General features: G+C 71.9%; 25 protein-coding genes and 1 pseudogene. 20 read left to right on the forward strand and 6 right to left on the reverse strand.

Annotated elements, in window-relative coordinates:
• Positions 1 to 29: 29 nt before the first annotated feature.
• Both ACTFAP_RS22835 and ftsY read left to right on the forward strand, forming a co-directional pair.
• Positions 30 to 1454, forward strand: a complete 1425-nt coding sequence (locus ACTFAP_RS22835; protein ID WP_495682148.1) for a sugar porter family MFS transporter — start codon at positions 30 to 32, stop codon at positions 1452 to 1454.
• Between the two features lie 45 nt (positions 1455 to 1499).
• Positions 1500 to 2738 carry a signal recognition particle-docking protein FtsY gene (gene ftsY, locus ACTFAP_RS22840; protein WP_495682149.1) on the forward strand — a complete coding sequence of 413 codons (1239 nt, stop codon included), beginning with the start codon at positions 1500 to 1502 and terminating at the stop codon, positions 2736 to 2738.
• A 93-nt stretch (positions 2739 to 2831) separates the two neighbouring features.
• Here the strand turns inward: ftsY and ACTFAP_RS22845 are convergent, their stop codons facing one another.
• Positions 2832 to 3521 carry a bifunctional DNA primase/polymerase gene (locus ACTFAP_RS22845; RefSeq protein ID WP_495682150.1) on the reverse strand — a complete coding sequence of 230 codons (690 nt, stop codon included), beginning with the start codon at positions 3519 to 3521 and terminating at the stop codon, positions 2832 to 2834.
• Between the two features lie 334 nt (positions 3522 to 3855).
• Between ACTFAP_RS22845 and nsdA the strand changes: the two genes are divergently transcribed.
• The 18 genes and pseudogenes from nsdA to ACTFAP_RS22935 all read left to right on the forward strand — a co-directional run.
• Positions 3856 to 5379, forward strand: a complete 1524-nt coding sequence (gene nsdA, locus ACTFAP_RS22850; RefSeq protein WP_495682151.1) for a transcriptional repressor NsdA — start codon at positions 3856 to 3858, stop codon at positions 5377 to 5379.
• A 323-nt stretch (positions 5380 to 5702) separates the two neighbouring features.
• Positions 5703 to 6992, forward strand: a complete 1290-nt coding sequence (locus ACTFAP_RS22855; protein ID WP_400012973.1) for an ammonium transporter — start codon at positions 5703 to 5705, stop codon at positions 6990 to 6992.
• On the forward strand, positions 6989 to 7327 hold the full coding sequence (locus ACTFAP_RS22860) for a P-II family nitrogen regulator (RefSeq protein WP_030738355.1): 339 nt from the start codon (positions 6989 to 6991) through the stop codon (positions 7325 to 7327). The genes ACTFAP_RS22855 and ACTFAP_RS22860 overlap by 4 nt, the downstream gene beginning before the upstream one ends.
• 56 nt (positions 7328 to 7383) lie before the next feature.
• Positions 7384 to 9954 (forward strand): [protein-PII] uridylyltransferase, encoded by a 2571-nt coding sequence (locus ACTFAP_RS22865; protein ID WP_495682152.1) that lies wholly within the window; start codon positions 7384 to 7386, stop codon positions 9952 to 9954.
• Positions 9955 to 10032: 78 nt separating this feature from the next.
• Positions 10033 to 11586, forward strand: coding sequence for a signal recognition particle protein (gene ffh, locus ACTFAP_RS22870; protein ID WP_500467284.1), 1554 nt, complete (start codon positions 10033 to 10035; stop codon positions 11584 to 11586).
• Between the two features lie 65 nt (positions 11587 to 11651).
• Entirely contained in the window at positions 11652 to 13067 is a 1416-nt protein-coding gene (gene proS, locus ACTFAP_RS22875) for a proline--tRNA ligase (protein WP_495682154.1), read from the forward strand.
• 110 nt (positions 13068 to 13177) lie between these two features.
• The gene (locus ACTFAP_RS22880; RefSeq protein WP_030738346.1) at positions 13178 to 13795 is read left to right on the forward strand and encodes a hypothetical protein; all 618 of its coding nucleotides are present in this window, start codon (positions 13178 to 13180) and stop codon (positions 13793 to 13795) included.
• 237 nt (positions 13796 to 14032) lie between these two features.
• Positions 14033 to 14482 carry a 30S ribosomal protein S16 gene (gene rpsP / locus ACTFAP_RS22885; RefSeq protein WP_030738344.1) on the forward strand — a complete coding sequence of 150 codons (450 nt, stop codon included), beginning with the start codon at positions 14033 to 14035 and terminating at the stop codon, positions 14480 to 14482.
• A gap of 1 nt (position 14483) precedes the next feature.
• On the forward strand, positions 14484 to 14723 hold the full coding sequence (locus tag ACTFAP_RS22890; protein ID WP_019435522.1) for an RNA-binding protein: 240 nt from the start codon (positions 14484 to 14486) through the stop codon (positions 14721 to 14723).
• Positions 14724 to 14825: 102 nt separating this feature from the next.
• Entirely contained in the window at positions 14826 to 15377 is a 552-nt protein-coding gene (gene rimM / locus ACTFAP_RS22895) for a ribosome maturation factor RimM (protein WP_390123744.1), read from the forward strand.
• Positions 15374 to 16183: a tRNA (guanosine(37)-N1)-methyltransferase TrmD gene (gene trmD / locus ACTFAP_RS22900; RefSeq protein ID WP_400012966.1), complete on the forward strand. Its 810-nt coding sequence runs from the start codon at positions 15374 to 15376 to the stop codon at positions 16181 to 16183. The genes rimM and trmD overlap by 4 nt, the downstream gene beginning before the upstream one ends.
• A gap of 133 nt (positions 16184 to 16316) precedes the next feature.
• Positions 16317 to 16667 carry a 50S ribosomal protein L19 gene (rplS, locus tag ACTFAP_RS22905; RefSeq protein ID WP_030738334.1) on the forward strand — a complete coding sequence of 117 codons (351 nt, stop codon included), beginning with the start codon at positions 16317 to 16319 and terminating at the stop codon, positions 16665 to 16667.
• Between the two features lie 33 nt (positions 16668 to 16700).
• Positions 16701 to 17402 (forward strand): signal peptidase I, encoded by a 702-nt coding sequence (gene lepB / locus ACTFAP_RS22910; RefSeq protein WP_400012964.1) that lies wholly within the window; start codon positions 16701 to 16703, stop codon positions 17400 to 17402.
• Positions 17395 to 18564 carry a signal peptidase I gene (gene lepB / locus ACTFAP_RS22915; protein ID WP_400012962.1) on the forward strand — a complete coding sequence of 390 codons (1170 nt, stop codon included), beginning with the start codon at positions 17395 to 17397 and terminating at the stop codon, positions 18562 to 18564. The genes lepB (ACTFAP_RS22910) and lepB (ACTFAP_RS22915) overlap by 8 nt, the downstream gene beginning before the upstream one ends.
• On the forward strand, positions 18464 to 19417 hold the full coding sequence (lepB, locus tag ACTFAP_RS22920) for a signal peptidase I (RefSeq protein WP_390123753.1): 954 nt from the start codon (positions 18464 to 18466) through the stop codon (positions 19415 to 19417). The genes lepB (ACTFAP_RS22915) and lepB (ACTFAP_RS22920) overlap by 101 nt, the downstream gene beginning before the upstream one ends.
• 57 nt (positions 19418 to 19474) lie before the next feature.
• A complete protein-coding gene (lepB, locus tag ACTFAP_RS22925; protein WP_500467285.1) occupies positions 19475 to 20221 on the forward strand; it encodes a signal peptidase I in 747 nt (248 codons plus the stop codon).
• A 28-nt stretch (positions 20222 to 20249) separates the two neighbouring features.
• Positions 20250 to 20585: a DUF2469 domain-containing protein gene (locus ACTFAP_RS22930; protein WP_030738319.1), complete on the forward strand. Its 336-nt coding sequence runs from the start codon at positions 20250 to 20252 to the stop codon at positions 20583 to 20585.
• A 112-nt stretch (positions 20586 to 20697) separates the two neighbouring features.
• A pseudogene (locus ACTFAP_RS22935) lies at positions 20698 to 21069 on the forward strand (peptidoglycan DD-metalloendopeptidase family protein); the annotation flags it as partial.
• Positions 21070 to 21171: 102 nt separating this feature from the next.
• Here the strand turns inward: ACTFAP_RS22935 and ACTFAP_RS22940 are convergent.
• The 5 genes from ACTFAP_RS22940 to ACTFAP_RS22960 all read right to left on the reverse strand — a co-directional run bounded on the left by ACTFAP_RS22940 (position 21172) and on the right by ACTFAP_RS22960 (position 26049).
• A complete protein-coding gene (locus ACTFAP_RS22940) occupies positions 21172 to 21807 on the reverse strand; it encodes a TetR/AcrR family transcriptional regulator (RefSeq protein ID WP_500467286.1) in 636 nt (211 codons plus the stop codon).
• A 55-nt stretch (positions 21808 to 21862) separates the two neighbouring features.
• Positions 21863 to 22705 (reverse strand): RNA polymerase sigma factor WhiG, encoded by an 843-nt coding sequence (gene whiG / locus ACTFAP_RS22945; RefSeq protein WP_390123759.1) that lies wholly within the window; start codon positions 22703 to 22705, stop codon positions 21863 to 21865.
• Between the two features lie 154 nt (positions 22706 to 22859).
• Positions 22860 to 24026: a DNA-processing protein DprA gene (dprA, locus tag ACTFAP_RS22950; RefSeq protein WP_500467287.1), complete on the reverse strand. Its 1167-nt coding sequence runs from the start codon at positions 24024 to 24026 to the stop codon at positions 22860 to 22862.
• Complete coding sequence (locus tag ACTFAP_RS22955) at positions 24023 to 25642, reverse strand: ATP-binding protein (protein WP_495682160.1); 1620 nt, start codon at positions 25640 to 25642, stop codon at positions 24023 to 24025. Before ACTFAP_RS22955 ends, dprA begins: the two co-directional genes overlap by 4 nt.
• Positions 25642 to 26049, reverse strand: a complete 408-nt coding sequence (locus ACTFAP_RS22960; RefSeq protein WP_390123765.1) for a YraN family protein — start codon at positions 26047 to 26049, stop codon at positions 25642 to 25644. The genes ACTFAP_RS22955 and ACTFAP_RS22960 overlap by 1 nt, the downstream gene beginning before the upstream one ends.
• Between the last annotated feature and the right edge of the window lie 122 nt (positions 26050 to 26171).

Raw genomic sequence — 26171 nt, forward strand, 5'->3', positions numbered from 1 at the left:
TGCCGTCGGCCCGCTCCGGAAAGACGTGCCTGACCAGTACCGCCTCGGCGGAACACCAGGCCCCGCAGGGCCGGCCGCCGCATCTGACCTTCGTCGTCTTCATTGCCGCCACCGCCGCGATGGGCGGCTTTCTCTTCGGCTACGACTCCGCCGTCATCAACGGCGCGGTGGAGGGCATCAGAGGCAGATTCGGGGTCGCCTCCGGAACGCTGGGCACGGTCGTCGCCATCGCGCTGCTGGGCGCGGCGCTCGGCGCGATGATCGCGGGCCGGCTGGCGGACCGGATCGGCCGGATCAGAGTGATGCAGTTGGCCGCGGTGCTGTTCTTCATCAGCGGTCTCGGTTCGATGCTGCCGTTCGCGGTGTGGGACCTGGCCTTCTGGCGGGTAGTGGGCGGGGTCGCGATCGGGATGGCGTCGGTGATCGCGCCGGCCTACATCGCCGAGGTCTCCCCGGCGGAGTACCGGGGCCGGCTGGCCTCGTTCCAGCAGGGCGCCATCGTGCTGGGCATCGCGGTCTCCCAGCTGGTCAACTGGGGCGTGGTCACCATTGCGAACGGTGATCAGCGCGGCCGGCTGCTGGGTCTTGAGGCGTGGCAGATCATGCTGGGCATCGAGGTGCTGCCGGCGCTGGCGTACGGGCTGCTGTCGCTGCGCATCCCCGAATCACCGCGCTATCTGATCCTGCGCGGGCGCGACGCCGAGGCCACACGGGTGCTCGCCGACGTGGAGGCCCGGGGCACCGATCTGCAGGCCCGGGTCGCCGAGATCACCGCCGGCATCCACCGTGAGCACAGGTCCGGCTGGCGGGACCTGCTGGGTGGCCGGGCCGGACTGCTGCCGATCGTCTGGATCGGCATCGGGCTGTCCGTCTTCCAGCAACTGGTCGGCATCAATGTGATCTTCTACTACTCGAACTCACTGTGGCAGTCGGTCGGCGTCAACCCCGACACCTCGTTCTTCTACTCCTTCACCACCTCCATCATCAACATCGTCGGCACCGTGATCGCGATGCTCTTCGTGGACCGGATCGGCCGCAAACCGCTGGCGCTCGTCGGTTCGGTGGGGATGGCGGTGTCGCTGGGCGTGGCGGCGTGGGCCTTCTCCTTCCGCACCGGCACCGGAGACGCCATCCACATGCCGCACGCGCAGGGCACGGCGGCGCTGATCGCGGCGCACTGTTTCGTGCTCTTCTTCGCCCTGTCGTGGGGCGTGGTGGTGTGGGTGCTGCTGGGCGAGATGTTCCCCGGCCGGGTACGGGCCGCCGCGCTCGGCGTGGCGGCGTCCGCGCAGTGGGTCGCCAACTTCGCCGTCAGCCAGAGCTTCCCCTCGCTCTCGGACTGGAACCTGTCCGGCGCGTACGTCATGTACACGGTCTTCGCCCTGCTCTCGATCCCCTTCGTGTGGCTGTGCGTCCCGGAGACGAAGGGGAAGACTCTGGAGGAGATGGGCTGAGTCCCGCGCCGGTGGCGGGGGCCATCCGCGATACTGAGTCGCGTTATGGAAACCGTGATTCTCGTCGTAGTCATCGCTCTGGTCGCCATCGCCGCGATCTCGGGGCTGGTCGTCGGCAGTCGCCGCAAGAAGGCGCTGCCCCGGACGAAGGAGGAAGGCACCGGGACCGGCACCGAAACCGGGACCGGCACCGGTGGCACCGCAGGCACCGGCACCGCGCCGCCCGCCGAGCCGCAACTGGGCGACGAGGCGGAGCCCGCGACGACCGAGGAGGCCCGGCGCACGGTCGAGGACGTGGTGCTGCCGCCCGTCGCCCCGCCGCCCCCCGCGCCGCCGCTGGAGACCCCCGAGCCCACCGCCGGCCGCCTCGTACGGCTGCGGGCCCGGCTCTCTCGCTCGCAGTCGGCGCTCGGCCAGGGGCTGCTCAGCCTGCTCTCCCGGGAGCGGCTGGACGAGGAGACCTGGGAGGAGATCGAGGACACCCTGCTCTCGGCGGACGTCGGCGTGACGCCCACCCAGGAGCTGGTGGAACGGCTGCGGGAACGCGTGCGGGTGCTGGGCACCCGCACCCCCGAGGAACTGCGCGCGCTGCTGCGCGAGGAACTGCTGGCGGTCATCGGTCCCGACCTGGACCGCGCGGTGCACACCGAGGGCGGCGTCTCGGTGGAGGGCGAGGAGCGCCCCGCCGTGGTGCTGGTCGTGGGGGTCAACGGCACCGGCAAGACCACCACCACCGGCAAGCTCGCCCGGGTGCTGGTCGCGGACGGCAAGTCGGTGGTGCTCGGCGCCGCCGACACTTTCCGGGCCGCCGCCGCCGAGCAGCTGGGCACCTGGGGCGAACGGGTGGGCGCCCGTACGGTACGCGGCCCGGAGGGCGGGGACCCCGCCTCGGTGGCGTTCGACGCCGTCAAGGAGGGGATCGCGGAGGGCGCCGACGTGGTGCTGGTGGACACCGCGGGCCGGCTGCACACCAAGACCGGCCTCATGGACGAGCTGGGCAAGGTGAAGCGGGTGGTGGAGAAGCAGGGCCCGGTCAACGAGGTGCTGCTGGTCCTGGACGCCACCACCGGCCAGAACGGTCTGGTGCAGGCGCGGGTCTTCTCCGAGGTCGTCGACATCACCGGGATCGCGCTGACCAAGCTGGACGGGACCGCCAAGGGCGGCATCGTGATCGCCGTGCAGCGGGAGCTGGGGGTGCCGGTGAAGCTGGTGGGCCTGGGGGAGGGCGCGGACGATCTCGCGCCGTTCGAGCCCGAGGCGTTCGTCGACGCGCTGATCGGCTGAAGGACTGCCGGTCGCGGGGGCCGGCGGCCGGCCGGAGCCGGCGACCGGGGGACGGACCGGCCCGGCGGGCCCGCCCCCGCCCCGCGTGGCGGGTCAGCCGGCGGCGCGGTGGCACACGTACGCCAGCGCGCCGACCAGCAGCCGAGCCGGTGGTGGTACGGAGCTCTCCAGGTCCGGCGGGCGCAGCCAGCGCACCGGGCCCAGCCCGCCGTGCTCGCACGGCGGCGCCGTGATGTGCCCCCCGGGCCCCAGGCAGCGCAGCTGCGGCAGCGCGTCGTCCCACCCCATCCGGTACAGCAGCTGGGGGAGCTCGGCGGCGGCGCCGGGCGCGACGAGGAACCACACGCGACCGTGCGGCGCCTCGGCGACCGGCCCCAGTGGCAGCCCGATGCGTTCCAGGCGCAGCAGGGCACGGCGCCCGGGTCCGCGCGGGACCTCGATGACGTCGAAGTCGCGCCCTGTGGGCAGCAGGGCGGTGGCGCCGGGGGTACGGTCCCAGTCGGCCAGGGCCTGCCGCAGTGAGGTGCCCGCCGCGATGGTGAGGTCGTCGCTGAGCGGATGGGCGCCCGGGGAGGCGCAGTCGGGGCGCCCGCAGGAGCACTCGGGGCGCCCGGGTCCAGGCCCGCGCCGCACGGCGCGCGCACCGGGCGTCACGTCCCAGCCCCACAGTCCGGTGTACTCGGCGACCGCCATCCGGACCGGGTTCCGGACCAGTCGGCGCGGTAACCTGCCCGTCAGCCGCAGCTCCCGGATCTCCCGCAGTCCGTCGATCGTGAAGCCCATGCACTCTCCAACGGGTCGGGTATACGGATAGTTACGATCGTCGGGCTGAGGCCGGGGGGAGCACGTTCTCCGCAGCGCGCGCCCCCGCTGTGCTTCCTTCCGCCCGAGGCCGTACATCCCCCGTACCAGTGAAGCGCGCACGCTGGGCAATAGGTTCAATCGGAGGGGTGGCGAATGGTGGCGATTACCCGCCGCACCTCCAGCGCGTCGGTGATCATAGGATTACTTTCGGTAGATTCATAGACGGGATGTCAGCAGACGGCGCGTCAGATCGGTACGGCGAGGCGACGGCCATCGGTCCGCGCGGGATGCGGGCCGGAATGGGGGCGTAACTGTGGGCACTGACGGCGGCACCTCCGAGAAGGTTCCCAACGAACGGCTCACGTCCTGGTTCCAGCGCAGCGGCTGGTCCAAGGGCGAATTGGCCCGCCAGGTCAACCGCCGGGCCAGGGAGCTGGGCGCCCACCACATCAGCACCGACACCTCGCGGGTGCGCCGCTGGCTGGACGGCGAACAGCCGCGCGAACCGATACCGCGCATCCTGTCGGAGCTGTTCTCCGAACGGTTCGGCTGCGTGGTCGGCATCGAGGACCTGGGGCTGCGCTCCGCGCGCCAGTCCGCCGCCGTCTCCGGCATCGACCTGCCCTGGGCCGGCCCGCAGACGGTGGCGTTGATCAACGAGTTCTCCCGCAGTGACTTAATGCTGGGCCGGCGCGGCTTCCTGGGCACCTCGCTGTCGATGTCGGCGGGTCCCGCGCTGATAGAGCCCATGCAGCGCTGGCTGGTGCCCACCTCCGCCGAAGCACCCACCCCCGGGGCCTCGGGCGGCGGCGCCCGGGTCATCGCGCTGCCCGCACCCGCCGGCCCCGAAGGGCGGCGCAGAAATATCTCGGTGCCCGAGCTGGAACAGCTGGAGGCCACCACCGCCGAATTCCGGGCCTGGGACGCGCAGTGCGGCGGCGGGCTGCGCCGCAAGGCGGTCGTCGGCCAGTTGCACGAGGTCACGGACCTGCTCCAGGAGCACCACCCCGAGCCGGTGCGCAGGCGGTTGTTCCGGATCACCGCCGAACTGTCCGAGCTGGCCGGCTGGATGAGCTACGACATCGGGCTGCAACCCATCGCGCAGAAGTACTTCGTCCTCGCGCTGCACGCCGCCAAGGAGTCGGGGGACCGGCCGCTGGGAGCGTTCATCCTGTCCCAGATGAGCCGGCAGATGATCCATCTGGGCCGCGCCGAGGACGCCCTGGAACTGATCCATCTCGCGCAGTACGGCAGCCGCGAGGGAGCCACCGCCCGTACCCAGGCGATGCTGTACGCGATCGAGGCGCGTGCCTACGCCACCATGGGGGCCCCGCCCAAGTGTCATCGCGCGGCGCGCGCCGCCGAGGAGACGTTCGTGGAGGCGGGCCGGGGCGACCAGGACCCACCGTGGATCCGCTTTTTCTCCGAGGCCGAACTGAAGTCGGAGAACGCCCACTCCTACCGCGATCTCGCCTATGTCGCCGGGCGCAGCCCCTCCTATGTCTCGCTGGCCCGCCCGGCGATGGAGCGCGCGGTGCAGCTGTTCGCCGCGGAGTGCGAGGGCAAGGAGAGCGGCGGCCACCAGCGGTCGTATGCACTCAACCTGATCGGCATGGCGTCCGTGCACCTGCTGGAGCGGGACCCGGAGGCCGCCGCGGAGCGGGCCGAGCAGGCCATCGCGCTGGCCCGGCGGCTGCGTTCGGAGCGGGTCAACACCCGGCTGCGCAAGACCTCCGCCAACGCGCTGCGGGACTTCGGCGAAGTGTCCGCCGTACGCGGTCTGACCGAGCGGCTGACCACGGAACTCCCGGAAAACGAGGTGGTACGGGCCTGCTGAGCGCGCCCGTCGCACTCCGCTCATCCCCGGCCGCGGCGGCCGGCCCGGAGCGCCGGACCCGGCATTCACGCCAGGTCGTCTCCGGGTCGGCCCGCCGCGGCCGGTTCCCTGTCCGCACGCCGGGAGGACAGTGCGGCACACCGTAGTACGGGCGTGGTGACGGTCAGGTCCATTTCATCTCTGCTTAACATGCGGCTACTCATCGTCACCCCTGCGAAACATGGGCGGCCATCACCGGAAACGGCCCTCCGAGAGCCTGTGGCGCATCCTGACCCGCCCAAGATCCTGCCCGCACGGGTCGTCATTCTGAGGAGACGTTCACGTTGGAAGCAGCAGATATCGCTTTTGTGGTGATCTGTGCCGCTATGGTCATGCTGATGACCCCCGGCCTCGCCTTCTTCTACGGAGGCATGATCCGTGTCAAGAGCGCCTTGAACATGCTCATGATGTGCTTCATCGCCACCGGCATCTCCAGCGTGCTGTGGGTGCTCTACGGCTTCTCCATCGCCTTCGGTGACAGCGTCAACGGCGAGGGCGGCGGCATCATCGGCAACCTGGACTTCATCGGCTTCAAGGGCATGCTCGGCGTCGAGGGCTCCGAGACTCTCCTCACCTTCGCCGTGTTCCAGCTGATGTTCGCCGTACTCACCCCGGCCCTGATCAGCGGTGCCCTGGCCGAGCGCGTCAAGTTCAGCGCCTGGGCCGTCTTCATCGCACTGTGGGTCTCCATCGTCTACTTCCCCGTTGCGCACTGGGTCTGGGGCGACAACGGCTGGATCGGCGGCCTGGAGATCGACGGACGCGAGGTCATCGACTTCGCCGGCGGCACCGCGGTCCACATCAACGCCGGCGTCGCGGCCCTCGCCGCCGTCCTGGTGATCGGCAAGCGCGTCGGGTTCAAGAAGGACCCGATGCGTCCGCACAACCTGCCCATGGTCATGCTCGGCGCCGCCCTGCTGTGGTTCGGCTGGTTCGGCTTCAACGCCGGCTCCGAACTCGCCGCCAACGGCACCACCGCCCTGATGGCCCTCAACACCATGGTCGCCACCGGCACCGCCGTCCTGGGCTGGCTGGCCTACGAGCGCATCCGGCACGGCGCGTACACCACGCTCGGCGCCGCGTCCGGCGCGATCGCCGGTCTGGTCGCCATCACCCCCTCCGGCGCCAACGTCAACCCCATGGGTGCCCTGCTCATCGGCCTGGTCGCCGGCGCGGTCTGCGCCTGGGCCGTCAGCCTCAAGTACAAGCTGGGCTTCGACGACTCCCTCGACGTGGTCGGCGTCCACCTCTTCGGCGGCATCATCGGCACCCTGCTGGTCGGCTTCCTGGCCATCGACGGTGCCGGCGGCTTCGCCCAGTTCGCCCTCCAGGCCGTCGCCGCGGCCGCGGTCATGGCGTACTCCTTCGTCGTCACCTGGATCCTGGCCAAGATCATCGACTCCACCATGGGCTTCCGCTCCACCGAGGACGACGAGACCGCCGGGCTCGACCAGGTCTACCACGCGGAGACCGGGTACGACTTCAGCCAGACCGGCACCGGTTCGGTGTCCGTGGCCAGCAGCGTTCCGGCGACCGCCCAGACGGCCTCCGGTGAGAAGAAGGTGGACGCATGAAGCTCATCACCGCGGTGATCAAGCCGCACCGTCTCGACGAGGTCAAGTCGGCCCTGCAGGCCTTCGGCGTGCACGGCATGACCGTCACCGAGGCCAGCGGCTACGGCCGGCAGCGCGGACACACCGAGGTCTACCGGGGTGCCGAGTACACCGTCGACCTCGTCCCCAAGATCCGCCTGGAGATCCTCGCCGAGGACGACGACGCCGAGCAGCTGATCGATGTCGTGGTCAAGGCCGCCCGCACCGGAAAGATCGGTGACGGAAAGGTCTGGAGCGTGCCGGTCGAGACGACCGTACGGGTCCGCACCGGCGACCGCGGCCCCGACGCCCTGTGACACCGGGCACCGCGACAAGGCACCACCTGACCATCTGAACAGGAGCTGGGGACCGCATGACGGCGGAGTCGACATCCACCACCGGCACGGACACGGGCCCCAGCGGCGGGTACGCGGCGGCCAGGCTGCGTCTGCTGGGCGAACCATTCGCCGAGCAGACCCGGCCCGGGCCGCCGCGCCGCGCCGAACTCGCCCAGCTCACCGACACCTGGCTCACCGGCCTGCTCGGCCCCCGGCCGCACAGCCCCCGCGTCGCCCTCGTCGCCGTGGGCGGCTACGGACGCGGCGAACTGTCCCCCCGCAGCGACCTCGACCTGCTCCTCCTGCACGACGGCACCGGCAGCACCGCCGAGATCGCCGCCCTCGCCGACCGCGTCTGGTACCCCGTGTGGGACCTCGGCATCGCCCTCGACCACTCCGTGCGCACCCTCGGCGAGGCCCACGCGACCGCCGCGGACGACCTCAAGGTCCATCTCGGCCTGCTGGACGCCCGGCACGTCGCCGGCGACGCCGCCCTCACCACCGAACTGCGCACCGCCCTGCTCGCGCAGTGGCGCGCCCAGGCACCCGCCCGCCTCCCGGCCCTGCACGAACTCGGCCGCGAACGCGCCCGCCGCCACGGCGAACTGCCCTTCCTCCTCGAACCCGACCTCAAGGAGGCCCGCGGCGGCCTGCGCGACGCCACCGCGCTGCGCGCCGTCGCCGCCTCCTGGATCGCCGACGCCCCCAGGGCCGGCCTCGAAGCCGCCCGTTCCACCCTCCTGGACATCCGCGATGCCCTCCACCTGACCACCGGACGCGCCACCGACCGGCTCGCCCTGGAGGACCAGGATCAGGTCGCCAAGGCCCTCGGCATGCTCGACGCCGACGCCCTGCTGCGCCGGGTGTACGAGGCGGCCCGCACCATCTCCTACGCCTCCGACGTCACCTGGCGCGAGGTCGGCCGGGTGCTGCGCTCGCGCGCCGCCCGGCCCCGGCTGCGACACCTGCTCGGCGCCCGCGGCGGCCGCCGGGTCAACCCCGCCGAACAGCGCACCCCGCTCGCCGAAGGCGTGGTCGAGGTGGACGGCGAGGTCGTGCTGGCCCGTTCCGCCCGTCCCGACCGCGACCCGGTGCTGCCGCTGCGCGCCGCCGCGGCGGCGGCCCAGGCGGGGCTCCCGCTGGCCATGCCCGCCGTCCACGCGCTCGCCGCCGGCGCCGCCCCGCTCCCCGCGCCGTGGCCGGCGGAAGCCCGCGAGGAGTTCATCACCCTGCTCGGCGCGGGGCCCGACACCGTCCCGGTGTGGGAGGCCCTGCAGGCCGGCGGGCTGATCGACGCCCTGCTGCCCGACTGGGAACGCGTGCGCTGCCGCCCCCAGCGCAACCCCGTGCACCGCTGGACCGTCGACCGGCACCTGGTGGAGACCGCCGTCCGCGCCTCCGCACTCACCCGCCGCGTGCAGCGTCCCGACCTGCTGCTGGTCGCCGCCCTGCTGCACGACATCGGTAAGGGCTGGCCCGGAGACCACAGCGTCGCCGGGGAGACCATCGCCCGCGACATGGCCGCCCGCATCGGATTCGGCCCCGCCGACGCCGAGGTACTGGCCACCCTGGTACGGCACCACCTGCTGCTCGTGGAGACCGCCACTCGCCGCGACCTGGCCGACCCCGCCACCATCGCCCACGTCGCCAAGGCCGTCGGCTCCACCGGCACCCTCGAACTCCTCCAGGCCCTCACCGAGGCCGACGCCCTCGCCACCGGCCCCGCCGCCTGGTCCACCTGGCGGGCCTCCCTCGTCGACGACCTCACCGCGCGGGTCGCCGCCGCACTGGAGGAGGGCAGCCCCTCGCCGCGCGCCGTCCCGCCCCGGGCCACCGTCGCCGCCGAACGGCTGGCCATCGAGGCCTTCCGCACCCAGGCCCCGGTGCTCGCCCTGCACACCGCCCGCCCCGACCCCGCCACGCCGCCCAGCGGGCGGGAACCGGGCCGCGCCGACGCCGCGCCGTCCCCGGACCTCGCGGACGGCGACGCCGCCGGACCCGAGCCCGTCGGCGTCGAACTCGTCGTCGCCCTGCCCGACCAGCCCGGAGTGCTGCCCGCCGTCTCCGGCGTCCTCGCCCTGCACCGGCTCACCGTCCGCTCCGCCGAACTCAGCAGCGTCGACCCCGCCGGACAGGGCGAGGTGCTGCTGCTCCAGTGGCGGGTCGCCGCCGCGTACGGCTCCCTGCCGCAGGCCGAACGGCTGCGCGCCGACCTGGTCCGCGCCCTGGACGGCTCCCTCGACATCACCGGCCGGCTCGCCGAGCGCGAGGCCGCCTACCGCCGCCCGCGCCGCAGGACGCCGCAGAGCCCGCCGCCACGCGTCACCGTCGCACCGCTCGGCTCGGCCCTGGCCACCGTCATCGAGGTCCGGGCCCAGGACGCCCCCGGGCTGCTGCACCGCATCGGCCGGGCCCTGGAGGGTGCCGGGGTCCGGGTACGCAGTGCCCACGTCAGCACGCTCGGCGCCAACGCGGTCGACGCCTTCTACGTGACCCGCCCGACCGGCGGCCCACTGCCCGCCGAACAGGCCGCGGAGCTCGCCCAGGACCTGGAACGCGCCCTCGCCCCCACCCCCGATCAGGAAGCCGCCGAACCCGCGGGCTGACCGTACCCGTGCCATACGGATACGCTGGAGGGCACCGCTCATCCGAGACCGCCGACGCATAAGGGATCCGCCAGCGCCGTGTTCGACACACTCTCCGACCGCCTAGCGGCGACGTTCAAGAACCTCAGGGGCAAGGGCCGCCTCAGCGAGGCGGACATCGACGCCACGGCGCGCGAGATCCGTATCGCCCTGCTGGAGGCCGATGTCGCCCTGCCCGTGGTGCGCGCCTTCATCGGGCAGATCAAGGAGCGGGCCAGGGGCGCCGAGGTCTCCAAGGCGCTCAACCCCGCCCAGCAGGTCATCAAGATCGTCAACGAGGAGCTCATCGGCATCCTCGGCGGCGAGACCCGGCGGCTGCGGTTCGCCAAGAACCCGCCCACCGTGATCATGCTGGCCGGCCTCCAGGGTGCCGGTAAGACCACCCTCGCCGGCAAGCTCGGCCGCTGGCTGAAGGAGCAGGGCCACACCCCGCTGCTGGTCGCCGCCGACCTCCAGCGGCCCAACGCCGTCAACCAGCTCGCCGTCGTCGCCGAACGCGCCGGGGTCGGCATCTTCGCCCCCGAGCCCGGCAACGGCGTCGGCGACCCGGTCAAGGTCGCCGAGGACTCCCTGGTCCACGCCCGCGACAAGCAGTTCGACGTGGTCGTCGTCGACACCGCCGGCCGCCTGGGCATCGACCAGGAGATGATGGCGCAGGCCGCCGACATCCGGGACGCCGTGCGCCCGGACGAGGTGCTCTTCGTCGTCGACGCCATGATCGGCCAGGACGCGGTCACGACCGCGGAGGCGTTCCGCGACGGCGTCGGCTTCGACGGTGTGGTGCTCTCCAAGCTGGACGGTGACGCGCGCGGTGGTGCGGCGCTGTCGATCGCCCAGGTCACCGGCCGGCAGATCATGTTCGCCTCCAACGGCGAGAAGCTGGACGACTTCGACGCCTTCCACCCGGACCGGATGGCCTCCCGGATCCTGGGCATGGGCGACGTGCTCAGCCTCATCGAGCGGGCCGAGCGCACCTTCAGCCAGCAAGAGGCCGAGGCGATGGCCTCCAAGCTGGCCAAGGGCCCGAAGGAGTTCACCCTCGACGACTTCCTGGCCCAGATGGAGCAGGTCCGCAAGATGGGCTCCATCTCCAAGCTGCTCGGCATGATGCCGGGCATGGGCCAGATGAAGGAGCAGATCAACAACCTGGACGAGCGCGAGGTGGACCGCACCGCCGCGATCATCAAGTCCATGACGCCGGCCGAGCGCGCCGACCCCAAGATCATCAACGGCTCGCGGCGGGCCCGTATCGCGCGCGGCTCCGGGGTCGACGTCTCCACGGTCAAGGGCCTGGTGGAGCGCTTCTTCGAGGCCCGCAAGATGATGTCGAAGATGGCCCAGGGCGGCGGGATGCCCGGCATGCCCGGCATCCCCGGCATGGGCGGCGCGGGCAAGCGCAAGGGCAAGCAGCAGAAGAAGAGCAAGGGCAAGCGCCAGTCGGGCAACCCGATGAAGCGTCAGCAGCAGGAGCGCGCCGAGGCCCAGCGCAGGGCCGAGGGCGGCGGTGCGGCGTTCGGCGTCCCCGGCGCGGGCCAGGACCCGGGCGACTTCGAACTGCCCAAGGAGTTCCGGGACATCCTGCCCCCCAAGTGACCGAAGCGGTGCCCACGGCGCCCGGAGACGTACCGCACGTCTCCGGGCGCCGTACCATGTCCGCCATGGCCAAGGCTCCCGTACTCACCCCGCAGGACCAGGACTTCCCCCGCTGGTACCAGGACCTGATCGGCAAGGCCGAGCTGGCGGACAACGGGCCGGTGCGCGGCACCATGGTGATCCGACCGTACGGGTACGGGCTGTGGGAGCGGATGCAGCAGGAGCTGGACGCCCGGATCAAGGCGGCGGGAGCCCGTAACGCCTACTTCCCGCTGTTCATCCCCGAGTCCTATCTCAGCCGCGAGGCCGAGCACGTGGAGGGCTTCGCGCCGGAGCTGGCGGTGGTCACCCACGGCGGCGGCAAGCGCCTGGAGGAGCCGGTGGTGGTCCGGCCCACCTCGGAGACGATCGTCAACGAGTACTTCTCCAAGTGGGTGAACAGCTACCGCGACCTGCCGCTGCTGATCAACCAGTGGGCGAATGTGGTGCGCTGGGAGATGCGGCCGCGGGTCTTCCTGCGGACCACCGAGTTCCTGTGGCAGGAGGGGCACACCGCGCACGCGAGTTACGAGGAGGCCCGCGACTACGCCGCCCGCATCCACCGCGAGGTGTACGCCGACTTCCTGCGCAATGTGCTGGCCATCGACGTCGTCCTGGGCCGCAAGTCCCCCGCGGAGCGGTTCGCCGGCGCCATCAACACCCTCACCCTGGAGGGCATGATGCGCGACGGGAAGGCGCTGCAGCTGGGCACCAGTCATGAGCTGGGCCAGAACTTCGCGAAGGCCTTCGACACCCGCTATCTCGGTCCGGACGGCGCGCGGCAGCTGGTGTGGCAGACCTCCTGGGGCGCCTCCACCCGCATGGTGGGCGGGCTGATCATGTCCCACGGTGACGACCAGGGGTTGCGGGTGCCGCCGCGGCTGGCGCCGGTGCAGGCCGTGGTGCTCGCCGTCAAGGGCGACGAGGCGGTGCTGACGGCGGTGAGCGAGACCGCCGCGGCACTGCGTGCGGCGGGGGTCCGGGTGGAGACCGATGAGCGCGTGGAGATCCCCTTCGGACGGCGCGCCGTGGACTGGGAGCTGAAGGGCGTACCGGCCCGGGTCGAGATCGGACCGCGCGATCTGGTGGACGGCGCGGCCACCCTGGTGCGCCGTATCCCGGGCGGGAAGCATCCGGTGGCGCTGGCGGCGCTGCCGGGGCTGCTGCCGGGCCTGCTGGAGGAGGACCAGGCGCAGTTGCTGCGCGAGTCGCGCGAGCGGCGTGAGGCCCGTACCGCCGAGGTGTCCGGCGTCGAGGAGGCGGTGGCGGCGGCCGCGGCGGGTGGCTGGGCGCGGATCCCCTGGGCGGATCTCGGCCCGGAGGGTGAGGCGCGCCTGGCGCAGGACGCCGTGTCGGTGCGGGTACTGGTGGCGGCGGACGGGTCGGTGCCGGCCTCGGACGACGCACCCGGTACCGTCGCAGTGGTGGGTCGCGCCTACTGACCGAGATCTCCGGGGATTTCGGCGTCGCCATGAACTGACGGGTAAGTGCAAATTCGCGGACTTGGCACCGGAATCGGAACACCCGGTGGGCCTTGCTCGTTACACACGACGTGAGCACGACACCACCAGTTCTCGCCGCCGAGCTGGCGCACGCGTGGGCCGACATTCAACGGCACCACCCGGAGTTGCCAGACCTGGCCGCCCCTGAATCCCTGATCGGGGAGTCGTCGTCCGCCTGTGGACACGAGCTCTCCTTCGAACGACTGTTGCACGAGGCCGTGCATGGCATCGCCGCCGCCCGCGGAGTGCGGGACACCTCCCGGGCGGGGCGGTATCACAACCGCCGCTTCCTGGCGATCGCCGAGGAGCTCGGTCTCGACCACGCAGAGGATCCGCATCCCAGCAGCGGATTCTCCCTGGTGACCATGAACGCCGAGGCCCGCAGGCGTTACCGACCCACGGCCGAGCGCCTCCAGCGAGCCCTCAAGGCCCACCTGGCGGCGACCGCCACCGACACCAAGCGCAGTTTCCGCGGGCCCGCCGCCCGCCACGGTTCCTCCGGTGGCGGCGTACGGGTCAAGGCCGTCTGCGAATGCGGACGCAATGTGCGAGTCGTCCCCTCCGTCCTCGCACAGGCCCCCATCATGTGCGGCGCCTGCAAGAAGCCCTTCCAGATCGCCGAGACGGCAGTGGCCGGAAAGACGATGGCGGTCGCCGCGTCCGTGTGACGCGATCGGGCCCGTCTCCTGAGACGCCCCCGGGGCGGCGCCGAGCGCCGGTCCCCCCACCTTTTCCCGGGCGTGCTTCGGGCCCTGTGCCCATGTGGCAGAATGAAACGCTGAACTCGACAGTCGTACAGGACCCTCTCGCCTTCGGCTGGCGCGTCCATCGGGCCCTCCTGAGCCGCAACCCCACGTGGCAGAACGCTGTGGCCCATACGTCAAGACTCAGGAGACACCACAGCAGTGGCAGTCAAGATCAAGCTGAAGCGACTGGGCAAGATCCGTTCGCCGCACTACCGCATCGTCGTCGCCGACTCCCGCACCCGCCGTGACGGCCGTGCGATCGAGGAGATCGGCCTGTACCACCCGGTGCAGAACCCCTCGCGCATCGAGGTCGACTCCGAGCGTGCCCAGTACTGGCTGGGGGTCGGCGCCCAGCCGACCGAGCCCGTGCTGGCCATTCTGAAGGTCACCGGTGACTGGCAGAAGTTCAAGGGTCTGCCCGCCCCGCCGCCGATGAAGGTCGCCGAGCCGAAGCCCGACAAGCGCGCCCTGTTCGAGGCCGCGGCCAAGGAGTCGGGTGGCGAGCCCAAGGGCGAGGCCATCACCCAGAAGGCCAAGAAGAGCGACAAGGCCGACAAGAAGGCCGACGCCGAGGGCACCGACGCTCCGGCCGAGTCGACCGAGGGCTGAGATGCTTGAGGAGGCCCTGGAGCACCTGGTGAAGGGCATCGTCGACAATCCCGACGAGGTCCAGGTCGCCTCGCGCACCTTGCGCCGTGGGCGCGTGCTGGAGGTCCGGGTGCACCCCGACGACCTCGGCAAGGTGATCGGCCGCAATGGCCGGACCGCCCGATCGCTGCGTACGGTCGTGGGCGCGCTCGGCGGCCGGGGCATCCGGGTCGATCTGGTCGACGTGGACGAGGTCCGTTAGGACCCGTCGCGATGGCATCACACCGAAGGCCGGGGGCCGAGCACAGCGCCCCCGGCCTTCGGCTGTTCGCGCAGCACTGAGGGAAGAGACGGAACAGTCACCGTGGAGCTGGTTGTAGCCCGCATCGGGCGTGCCCATGGCATCAAGGGCGAGGTCACCGTCGAGGTACGGACGGACGAGCCGGAGGCGCGGCTGGCACCGGGCACGGTGCTCGCCACCGATCCGCCCGGCACCGGACCGCTGACGATCGAGACCGGCCGGGTGCACAGCGGGCGGCTGCTGCTGCGGTTCGCCGGGGTGAGCGACCGGAGCGGCGCGGAGGCGCTGCGCAACACCCTGCTGATCGCCGAGGTCGATCCTGAGGAGACCCCGGACGACCCGGAGGAGTACTACGACCACCAGTTGATCGACCTCGACGTGGTCACCCGTGACGGCACCCACATCGGGCGGATCACCGAGATCTCGCACCTGCCGTACCAGGATCTGCTCGTGGTGGCCCGTCCCGGCGGCGGCGAGGCGCTCATCCCCTTCGTCGAGGAGATCGTTCCCGAGATCGATCTGACCGAGCAGCGCGCCGTCATCGACCCGCCGCCCGGGCTCCTGGAGGAGCCGGCGGACGCCGACGGCGACGGCGCGGAGGACGGCCGGCGGTGAGGATCGACGTCGTCAGCATCTTCCCCGAGTACCTGGAGCCCCTGAACGTCTCCCTGGTCGGCAAGGCCCGCGCCCGCGGACAGCTCGACGTCCGGGTGCACGATCTGCGGCAGTGGACGCACGACCGGCACCACACCGTGGACGACACGCCCTACGGCGGCGGCCCCGGCATGGTCATGAAGCCCGACCCCTGGGGAGAGGCGCTGGACGCGATCATCGCGGACGGCGAGGGCACCCCCGAGCTGATCGTCCCCACCCCGAGCGGAGTGCCGTTCACGCAGCAGCTCGCCGTGGAACTGTCCGCCGCGCCGTGGCTGATCTTCACCCCCGCCCGGTATGAGGGCATCGACCGCCGGGTGATCGAGGAGTACGGCGCCCGGCTGCCGGTGCGCGAGGTCTCCATCGGCGACTACGTCCTGGCGGGCGGCGAGGCCCCGGTGCTCGTGATGACCGAGGCCATCGCCAGGCTGCTCCCCGGCGTGCTCGGCAACGCCGCCTCCCACCAGGACGACTCCTTCGCGCCGGGCACGATGGCGGCCCTGCTGGAGGGGCCCGTCTACACCAAGCCGCCCAGCTGGCGCGGGCGCGAGGTGCCCGACGTGCTGGTCAGCGGACACCACGGGAAGATCGCCCGGTGGCGCAGGGACGAGGCGCTGCGCCGTACGATCGCCCACCGTCCCGATCTGATCGCCGGCGCCGAGCCGGGGGCCTTCGACAAACGGGACCGCGCGACCCTGGCGGACGAGGGCTGGTGGCCGCGGCCGGACGGCCGATTTGGGCCCGGGTCACCGGACGTGGAAGAATAGCCCGGCTCACCCCGCCCGCGCGCGACCCTGCCACAGGGGGATCGACGCCCGCCGGCGGAGAGCGCACCGAAGTGTCCCCACCATGACCAGAACCGCTGATGACCTGTGGCATCCGCGAGGAGAGCAGCCAGACATGACCCACCTTCTCGACTCCGTCGACTCCGCGTCGCTGCGCGACGACGTCCCGGCCTTCCGGCCCGGTGACACCATCAACGTCCACGTGCGCGTCATCGAGGGCAACCGCTCCCGTGTGCAGCAGTTCAAGGGCGTTGTCATCCGCCGCCAGGGCTCCGGCATCCGCGAGACCTTCACGGTCCGCAAGGTCAGCTTCGGCGTGGGCGTGGAGCGTACCTTCCCGGTGCACACCCCCGTCGTGGAGAAGATCGAGGTCGTGACCCGTGGCGCCGTCCGCCGCGCGAAGCTGTACTACCTCCGCGAGCTGCGCGGCAAGGCCGCCAAGATCAAGGAGAAGCGCGAGCGCTGATCGGCCCCGCCCGGTGGCCGGTTACCATCAGGCGTGACCGAATCCGACGCACAACTTCCGGAGCGCGACCGCTCCTCCGGCTCCGAAGGGGGCAGGTGGTGGCGGTCGCGCTCCGTGCGTGTCTGGACCGTCTCGCTGCTGAGTACGGTGCTGATCTTCGGACTCACCAGCGCCTACGTCGTGCAGCCCTTCGTCATCCCCAGCGGTTCCATGGAGGGCACGCTCCAGGTCGGTGACCGGGTGTTGGTCAACAAGCTCGCGTACAGCTTCGGCGGGGAGATCCGGCGCGGCGACGTCATCGTCTTCGACGGCGCCGGCACCTTCGCCGCCGAGCCGGAGGATCCCGGCCTGTTCGGCGGCCTGCTGCGCACGGCGGGCGCCGTGGTGGGTCTCGCACCCGCGTCCGGTACCGACTATGTGAAGCGCGTGATCGGGATCGGCGGGGACCGGGTGGTCTGTTGCGACGCCCAGGGGCGGATCGAGGTGAACGGGGAACCGCTCGACGAGCCCTATCTGTATCCGGGGGACGAGCCGTCGACGGTCAGGTTTGACATCGAGGTGCCGGAGGGACGGTTGTGGGTAATGGGTGACCACCGTTCCGATTCGGCGGACTCCCGGGAGTATCTGGGGGCCCCAGGGGGTGGCACGATTTCCGAGGACAAGGTGATCGGCCGTGCCGACTGGATCGGCTGGCCGCCCCGCAGAATGAGCTCACTGCGGTCCGGCGATGGGTGAGCGGGGGAAGCCCAGAAGCGGGCGCGGACGGCTGGGCCGGGGGACACCGCAGGAGCCGCGGGGCGCGGAGCACGACGCGTCGGAGGATCTGGACGGGCAGCCCGGGGAACAGGCGGGGGAGGCGGCGGACCGGCCGACGCTGCGCGGGCCCGGTGAGGGCCGCGCGGACCGGCGGCGGGCGGCGAAGCGGATCAGGCGGCGACGGCGGCTGCGCGCCACCCGTGAGATACCCATCCTCATCGGAGTGGCGCTTCTGATCGCGCTGGTACTCAAGACCTTTCTGGTCCAGGCGTTCGTCATCCCATCCGGGTCGATGGAACAGACGATCAAGATCGACGACCGGGTGCTGGTGGACAAGCTGACCCCCTGGTTCGGCTGGGAGCCGCAGCGTGGCGAGGTGGTCGTCTTCCGGGACCCGGGCGGCTGGCTGGAGCAGGACCCGCAGGCCGCCGCGGGCGATCCGCCGGCCGGGATCAAGCAACTGCGGGACGGGCTGACCTGGATCGGACTGCTGCCCTCCGCCGAGGACCAGGATCTGATCAAGCGGGTGATCGGGATCGGCGGGGACCGGGTGGTCTGCTGCGAGGAGGCCGGCCGGATCACGGTGAACGGCGTCGCGGTGGACGAGCCCTACCTCTACCCCGGGAATCCGCCCTCGCGGATCGAGTTCGACGTGACGGTGCCCGAGGGGCACATCTTCGTCATGGGTGACCACCGCTCGAACTCCGCGGACTCCCGGTACCACCTGGAGGGGCCGGATCAGGGTACGGTTCCCACTGAGCTGGTCGTGGGCCGTGCCGTGGTCATCGCCTGGCCGTTCTCCCACTGGCAGCGGCTGGACGCCACCGACGTATTCGCGGCGGTGCCGGACCCGGCCGAGACGGACGGGACGGTCGAGGATGCTGAGGCGCGGGCCGCTCCGCCGGAACGGGCCACGCTCGGGAACAATGTTTTGGCGCCACTCCCGATCCCTGTGGAACTTCCGCTCGTTATGGGAGTAGTGGGCCTGTGGCGGATACCGCATGGGCAGAAACGCAGCGTGAGGAGTGGATGTGGGGGATGTGGCAGTCGGTGCACGGTCCGGCGCGGACGATCCGGAGGAATCCCCGGTGAGTCCCGGCGGCGGAGCATCTGGCGAGGAGCCCCCAGGCGACGGTCCTGACTCCGAGGGTCAGGGCAAGGGCGGTTACCAGCCCGACGACGGCGAGAGCACGCCGGCACCGGGCAAGAAGCAGCGCTCCTTCTGGAAGGAGCTGCCGATCCTGATCGGCATCGCCATCGTGCTGGCGCTGTTGATCAAGACCTTCCTGGTGCAGGCGTTCTCGATCCCCTCGAACTCGATGCAGAACACCTTGCAGCGGGGCGATCGTGTGCTGGTCGACAAGCTCACCCCCTGGTTCGGGTCCACTCCCGAGCGCGGCGAGGTCGTCGTCTTCAACGACCCGGGTGGCTGGCTGGGCGAGAGCCCGGAACAGAGCGGCTTCGGCGCCGCCGTGCAGCAGGGGTTGAGCTGGATCGGCCTGATGCCCTCCGCCGAGGACCAGGACCTGATCAAGCGGGTGATCGCGGTCGGCGGCGACACCGTCTCGTGCCGCAAGGGTGGTCCGGTGATCCTCAACGGCAGGGAACTGGACGAGAGCGAGTACCTCTTCCCCGGCAACACCGCCTGTGACGACCAGGAGTTCGGGCCGATCACCATCCCGGACGGCGAGCTGTGGGTGATGGGCGACCACCGGCAGGATTCCCTGGACTCCCGTTACCACCAGAACCTCCCCGGCGGCGGCACCGTGCCGGAGAGCAAGGTCGTCGGCCGTGCCATCGTCGTCGCCTGGCCGGTGAACCGCTGGTCCACACTGCCCGTCCCCTCCAGCTACGACGACATTCCCAGCGCGGCGATGGCCACGGCCGTCGCGACGGCGGCCGGCCCGGCCGGACTGGGGCTGGCCCTGGCCGTCCCGCTGGTGCTGTGGCGGCGCCGGACGCTGCTCCGCAAGGAGGAGTCGGCACAACGCTGATCGTGGGACACCCGGCGCTGGGTAGAGTCACTCCGGACCAAAAATCTGGAGGGTGTGATGAACGGAGCGCCGCGCCGTCCCACGGGCGTGGGGCATCGGCTGTCCCAGATCGCCGTCGCCCTGGGCTGCGTGCTGTTCGTGGGCGGCTTCGCCGTGGGTGCCCTGCTCTATCAGCCGTACGCCGTGCCCACCGACTCCATGCACCCCTCGGTCGCGGCGGGGGACCGGGTGCTGGCCCAGCGCATCGAGGGCGAGCAGGTACGCCGCGGGGACGTCGTGGTCTTCCGGGAGGCGACCTGGGGGGACGCCCCGATGATCAAGCGCGTCGTGGGCCTGGGCGGGGACACCGTGGTCTGCTGCGACCCGGACGGGCTGCTGCTGGTGAACGGCGAGCCGGTCCACGAGCCGTACCTGGATCCGCGGTGGAGTGAGTCGCCCACGGCCTACGAGGTCCGGATCCCGGAGGGCGAGCTGTTTCTGCTGGGGGACCAGCGGCTGGCCTCCATCGACTCCCGGGATCAGATCAGCGAGGCCACGGCGGGCAGCGTGCCCGTGCAGGCGGTCACCGCCCGGGTGGAGGCCACACTGTGGCCGCCCAGCTCCGTGGGGCTGCTGTCGCGCCCCACCGGGTTCGCCGACCAGCCCGGCGGCATATCCGGTACAGGACCGTTTCTCCTGCTGTGCTGGGCCATCGGCGCCGGCCTGCTGCTGATCCTCGCCGGGGCCCTGTACGGCCCGCTGGCGCGTCGCTCATCCCGATCGGGCCACCGAGGGGTGCCGAAACCGACGGGTGACGCACAATGAGGGAAGCACGGCTGAAGGGGATCACGCCATGAGCGCCGAGGACCTCGAAAAGTACGAGACCGAGATGGAGCTGAAGCTCTACCGGGAGTACCGTGACGTCGTCGGTCTGTTCACATATGTGATTGAGACCGAGCGGCGCTTCTACCTCACCAACGACTACGAGATGCAGGTGCACTCGGTCCAGGGCGAGGTGTTCTTCGAGGTGTCGATGGCCGACGCCTGGGTGTGGGACATGTACCGTCCGGCCCGTTTCGTCAAGCAGGTGCGTGTCCTCACCTTCAAGGACGTGAACATCGAGGAGCTCAACAAGAGCGACCTCGACCTCCCCGAAGACTCCGGATTCGGCGGATCGCACGGGCAGTGACCGCACCACAGACTCACTCGGACGAGTGAGGGAGTTATCCACAGCAGCCCTGTTTTCCACAGATTCCGGCTGCCCGGCACCATGGTCGGCCCGTATCGGGCAGCCTGCCCGCATGGCTCCGATCACTCTGTGTTGTCTTCTGCTCGCTCTGGCCGGTGGCGGCTCACCGCCCGACCGTGCCTGGCCCGTCCCCGGCGCCCAAGGGGCGTCCCGGCCGCTGATCCTCCGGCTCTTCGAACCTCCCGCCACCCCCTGGGGCGCAGGCCACCGCGGAGTGGACCTGCACACCGACCCGGGCGCCACCGTGGTGGCGGCAGTTCCGGGCACCGTGGTGTTCGCGGGTCAGGTCGGGGGCCGCGGGGTGATCAGCATCGAACTCGCCGGTGACGACGGCCCCCCGATGCGCATCACCTACGAGCCGGTGCGGGCGACCGTGGCCGTTGGGGAGGAGGTCACCGCCGGTCAGCCGGTGGGGATCCTGGAGAGCGGGCGGTACCACTGCGATCGGCCCTGTCTGCACTGGGGCTTCAAGGAGACCGGCACCCGCCGCTATCAGGACCCGCTGAGTCTGCTGCCCACCGAGCTGCTACGCCCGGGCCCCTCCCGGCTGCTGCCCGTCCACGGCGTCCCGCTCCCCGGGGACGGCCCCGGCCACCCCGTCCAGCGCGATCCGCACGGCGGTACCGGCGATCTCGGCCGGGTCGTCGAACCCGGACAGCGCCCGGCGCACCGCGGCGTCCACCACGCCCTGGAGGAGCGCCGCCGCCGGCCACGGCTCGGTGTGCCCCAGGCCGCGAAGCGCTTCGGTGATCAGCTCAAACAGGCCGCCGTGCGCCGCCTTGATCTTCTCCCGGGCCGCCGCGTCAAGCTCCATGGCGGACAGCGCCACCACCGCTCGGTGCCGACCGTCGCAGGCGAGCGCGAGCTGCGCACGCACATAAGCCTCCACCTGGCCGCGCGGGGAGTCCGCCGCGGCCACCGCCGCCTCGATCTCGGCGGCCCACAGGGGGAAGTCGACCGCGCACAGCGCCTCGACCACGGCGCCCCGGGAGCGGAAGTACTCGTAGACGGAGGAACGCGCCAGGCCCGTACGGGCCGCCAGCGCGGGGAAGGTGAGTGCGGCCGCTCCGCCCTCGGACAGCAGTGACCGGGCGGCGTCCAGCAGGGCGCCGCGCTGCAGCGAGCGGTGCTCGGCCACGGAGGCCGCTTGGATCCTGGGCACCAGACCACTGTAGAGCGTGCGGCGGCGCGGTTCAGCCCTGCACGCAAGAGGTGCCTCAACCGCTCACATCGGCGAGCTTCGCCCGCAGCTGGAGCACGGACTTGGTGTGGATCTGGCTGACCCGGCTCTCGGTGACCCCCAGTACCTGGCCGATCTCCGCCAGCGTCAGCCCTTCGTAGTAGTACAGCGTCACCACCGTCTTCTCCCGCTCCGGCAGGGTGTTGACGGCCCGGGCCAGCAGCCGCCGCAGTTCGCGGTCCTCGGCCACCTCCACCGGATCGTCGGCGGCCGTGTCCTCCAGCGTGTCCATCAGACTCAGCCGGTCGCCGCTCTCCCCTCCCACATGCAGCAACTCCTCCAGCGCCACCACATTGGCAAGTGACAACTGGCTGAATACCGCGTGGAGTTCCTCCAGGGTGATGTCCATCTCCCGGGCCACCTCGGATTCCGAGGGGGTGCGGCGCAGCGACGCCTCCAAGGTGGCGTAGGCCCGCTCGATGGCGCGGGCCTTCTGCCGTACCGAGCGCGGGATCCAGTCCAGGGCCCGCAGTTCGTCGATCATCGCGCCGCGGATCCGGGTGATGGCGTAGGTCTCGAACTTGATGGAGCGCTCGGGGTCGAACTTCTCGATCGCGTCGATCAGGCCGAACACCCCGGAGGAGACGAAGTCGGCCTGCTCCACGTTGGGTGGCAGCCCCACACTCACCCGGCCCGCCACGTACTTCACCAGGGGGGAGTAGTGCAGGATCAGCTGCTCCCGCAGCCGCTCGTCGCCGGTGGCCTTGTAGGTGCGCCACAGCCCGTCGAGCGAGGTGGGCGCGGCGGGAAGCGTCGCGCTCTCCACCACGGCCGGTGCGGCCGGCGCCGGGTGCGCGGGCCCGGGAGAGTGCTGGGGCATGCGGTGTCTTGAGCCGTTCTGCAGGGATCTGAGCGGGTGATGCGGAGTTCCGGGATGGCGAACTCTGTGAGCGTAGCGTGACTGGTGGGTCGCTTTGTGCAGGTGGCCGAAGTTGACCGATGCGCAGATACGTTCCGCTGGCCGCGCCGTCGTGTTACGCCCCCGCACCAACGTGTGACACGGAGGGGAGGGCGTGTCGGCCGTGGCAATGCCGTAACTGCCAGCGATCGGCCACATGTTCGACAAAGCCGAGGGAGCCGAGTTCGAGCAGCCGGGCCAGAGCCGTGTCGGCGGGCATGCAGGCCCCGCGGGCGACCTCCGCCACCGTGACCGCTCCCGAGGCCGGCAGCGCGTCCAGCACGCGAGCCGCCGCCTCACCCAGCAGATCCCGGGGAACCGCCGGGCCGTTCTCCGTGTCCGCCACCTCCCCCATGTCACCGACGAGCTCGATGACCTCGTCGGCCCCGCCCACCAAGGTCGCCTCCTGACGGATCAGCCGGTGGGCCCCCGCCGAGAGCCCTGAGGTCACCGGGCCCGGCACCGCCATCAGATGCCGCCCGAGCCCGGCCGCCCGCCGGGCGGTGATCAGCGAACCGCTGCGCAGCGCGGCCTCCACCACCACCGTCCCGCGGCTCAGCGCGGCGATCACCCGGTTCCGCTGCACGAACCGGCCCCGGGTGGGACGTTCCCCCGGTGGCAGCTCGCTGACCAGCAGCCCGCACTCGGCGATCCGGCACAGCAGTTCCCGGTGGCCGGCCGGATAGGCCACATCCAGACCGCAGGCCAGAACGGCCACCGTGGGGCCGGCCACCGCGAGCGCACCGCGGTGCGCCGCGCCGTCGATCCCGTACGCGGCACCCGAGATCACCGTCCAGCCTCGTTCGGCGAGCGCGGCTCCCAGCTCCGCAGCCATGTGTCCCCCGTAGTCGGTGCACGCCCGCGCCCCCACCAAGGAGACCGACCGCAGCGCCACGAACCGCAGTGAGCAGCCGCCGCGCACCCACAGCCCCACGGGGCGGGCCTCCCCGAGATCGTCCAGCTGTCCGGGCCACTCCCAGTCCCCGGGGCACACCAGCCGGCCGCCGCACCGGGCCATCTCCTCCAGATCGTGGCCCGGCGTGGCCCGCTCGGCCCGCAGCCGCAGGCCGGCCCAGCGGCCGGCCGGCACCTCCGGCAGCGGCTCGTCCCGCTCCAGGGCACGCCACACCGGTTCGGCGCCCAGCCGGGCCAGCTGCCGGCCCATGAGCTCGTCCCCGGGCTCGATCACCCCCGTGAGCGCCGCCCGCGCCAGTCGTTCCTCGTGCGACACCGCGCCGCTCACGGCAGACTCCCCGCCACCCCGGAGCCCCGTCGTACCCCGGTGCGGAACTCCAGCGCGGCATCCACGTCGTCCGCCGTGGGCCGGTCGTGCCCGGCGAGGTCCGCCACCGTCCAGGCCACCCGCAGCACCCGGTCCAGGCCCCGGGCCGTCAGCGTGCCGCGATCCAGGTCCGTCTCGGCCCTGGCCAGTGCTCCGGGGGCCGGCGCCCAGCGGGTCCGCAGCTCGTGACCCGGAGCCTCACCGTTGGTGGACCACGCCATCCCGGCGTAGCGGGCCGCGGCCCGTTCCCTGGCCGCACTCACCCGTGCCGCCACCACGGCGGTCGACTCGCCGCCGCCCGGCGACGTCAACTCGGCCCGCCCCACCGGCTCCACCGGCACCCGCAGATCGATCCGGTCCAGCAGCGGGCCGGACAACCGGGCCCGGTAGCGCCGCACCGTACTGGGCGGACACTCGCACTCACCGCCCGGCGAACCGTGCAGCCCGCACGGACAGGGATTGGCGGCCAGCACCAGCAGCACCCGGGCCGGCATCCGCAGCATCCCGGCCGAGCGCGCCACGACCACCTGCCCGGACTCCAGCGGCTGCCGCAGCGCGTCCAGCACCTGGCTGCTCATCTCGGCCGCCTCGTCCAGGAAGAGCACCCCGTGGTGGGCGAGGGAGGCCGCACCTGGCCGGGGCAGTCCGCTGCCGCCGCCCACCAGCGCGGGCAGCGAGGCGGAGTGGTGCGGGGCGCAGTACGGCGGCCGGTCCACCAGGGGCCGGTCCGATGGGAGCGAACCGCTCACCGAGTGCACCGCCGTGACCTCCAGCGCCTCCTGCCGGGTGAGTGGCGGCAGCAGCCCCGGCAGCCGTTCGGCCAGCATGGTCTTGCCCGCACCGGGCGAGCCCTTGAGGAACAGATGGTGCCGCCCGGCCGCCGCCACCTCCAGCGCCCGGCGGGCGAGCCGCTGGCCCGCCACCTCCGCCAGATCGGGTGGCCGCTCCGTTCCGTCGAAGGTGCGATACAGGCCGCCCGGCCGTGGACAGCCCCAGCTCGCGCCCCGCGCCCCGGGGTCGGCTCCCCCGGGCCCGGGCCGGGGTGCGGGTTCCTCCGGCACCGGCTCACCGGCCAGTACCGCGATCAGCTGCCGCAGGCTGCGCACTCCCAGCACCGCCACGTCCGGCACCAGCGCCGCCTCGGCGGCGGTCTGCTCGGGCACCACCACCTGCCGGTATCCGGCGTCCGCCGCGGTGAGCACGGCGGGCAGCACCCCGCGTACCGGACGGACCCCGCCGTCCAGGCCCAGCTCCCCGATCAGCAGCAGATCCGCGATCGCCTTGGGGTCGATGCGTTCGGCCGCCGCCAGGACGGCGCAGGCCACGGCCAGATCGAAGCCGCTGCCGCGCTTGGGCACCGCCGCCGGGCTGAGCCCCACGGTGAGTTTCTTCTGCGGCCACTCGGCGCCCGAGTTGAGCACCGCGGCCCGCACCCGGTCCCGGCTCTCGTTCAGCGTTCGGTCGGCGAGGCCGACCAGGGTGAATGCCGCCAGCCCCGGTTCGAGATCCGCCTGCACCTCCACCACGACGCCCTCGACCCCGACGAGGGCGACGGCTCCGGTGCGCGCGAACCCCATCACGCCACCCCCTTGGCGTGCTCCACGACCGGGGCACCCCGGCGGGGCAGCAGTACCCCGATCAGATCGATCCGTACTCCGCCGGCCGGCGGGGCGCCGTACGCGGGCAGCCAGCGTTCGCTCAGCCACCACTCGGCCAGCCGTCGCAGCCGTTCCGCCTTGCTCGGCGTCACGCCCGCCATCGGGTGCTGGAACCCCGCACCCCTGCGGGTCTTCACCTCGCACACCAGCAGGGCCCCGGCCCGGCCGGGCTCCCGGGCCACGATGTCGATCTCCCCGGCCCGGCAGCGCCAGTTCCGCTCCAGCACGGTCGTGCCCGCGGCCGCCAGCCGCCGTACCGCCAGGTCCTCTCCGAACCGGCCCAGCGCTCCTCGCTGTCCTCCGGTGCGTCCCGTCGCACGCGCCATCGCGCATCACCTCCGCCCCGGACGGTGCCCCAGCCGGCGGAAGCCTGCCGGAGCCTGTGGACAACCCCGGGGATGTGGACAACTCGTTCACCCTTGCGGGTGAACGGGGTCCCGTCGTGGGG

The organism is Streptomyces sp. PH9007 (assembly GCF_059813725.1).

Coding starts and splice junctions, on each gene's coding strand:
- ftsY (WP_495682149.1), top strand. CDS start 1,500: ATGGAAACCGTGATTCTCGTCGTAGTCATCGCTCTGGTCGCCATCGCC.
- ACTFAP_RS22845 (WP_495682150.1), bottom strand. CDS start 3,521: ATGGGCTTCACGATCGACGGACTGCGGGAGATCCGGGAGCTGCGGCTG.
- ACTFAP_RS22860 (WP_030738355.1), top strand. CDS start 6,989: ATGAAGCTCATCACCGCGGTGATCAAGCCGCACCGTCTCGACGAGGTC.
- ACTFAP_RS22865 (WP_495682152.1), top strand. CDS start 7,384: ATGACGGCGGAGTCGACATCCACCACCGGCACGGACACGGGCCCCAGC.
- proS (WP_495682154.1), top strand. CDS start 11,652: ATGGCCAAGGCTCCCGTACTCACCCCGCAGGACCAGGACTTCCCCCGC.
- ACTFAP_RS22890 (WP_019435522.1), top strand. CDS start 14,484: ATGCTTGAGGAGGCCCTGGAGCACCTGGTGAAGGGCATCGTCGACAAT.
- rplS (WP_030738334.1), top strand. CDS start 16,317: ATGACCCACCTTCTCGACTCCGTCGACTCCGCGTCGCTGCGCGACGAC.
- lepB (WP_400012962.1), top strand. CDS start 17,395: ATGGGTGAGCGGGGGAAGCCCAGAAGCGGGCGCGGACGGCTGGGCCGG.
- lepB (WP_500467285.1), top strand. CDS start 19,475: ATGAACGGAGCGCCGCGCCGTCCCACGGGCGTGGGGCATCGGCTGTCC.
- ACTFAP_RS22930 (WP_030738319.1), top strand. CDS start 20,250: ATGAGCGCCGAGGACCTCGAAAAGTACGAGACCGAGATGGAGCTGAAG.
- whiG (WP_390123759.1), bottom strand. CDS start 22,705: ATGCCCCAGCACTCTCCCGGGCCCGCGCACCCGGCGCCGGCCGCACCG.
- ACTFAP_RS22955 (WP_495682160.1), bottom strand. CDS start 25,642: ATGGGGTTCGCGCGCACCGGAGCCGTCGCCCTCGTCGGGGTCGAGGGC.
- ACTFAP_RS22960 (WP_390123765.1), bottom strand. CDS start 26,049: ATGGCGCGTGCGACGGGACGCACCGGAGGACAGCGAGGAGCGCTGGGC.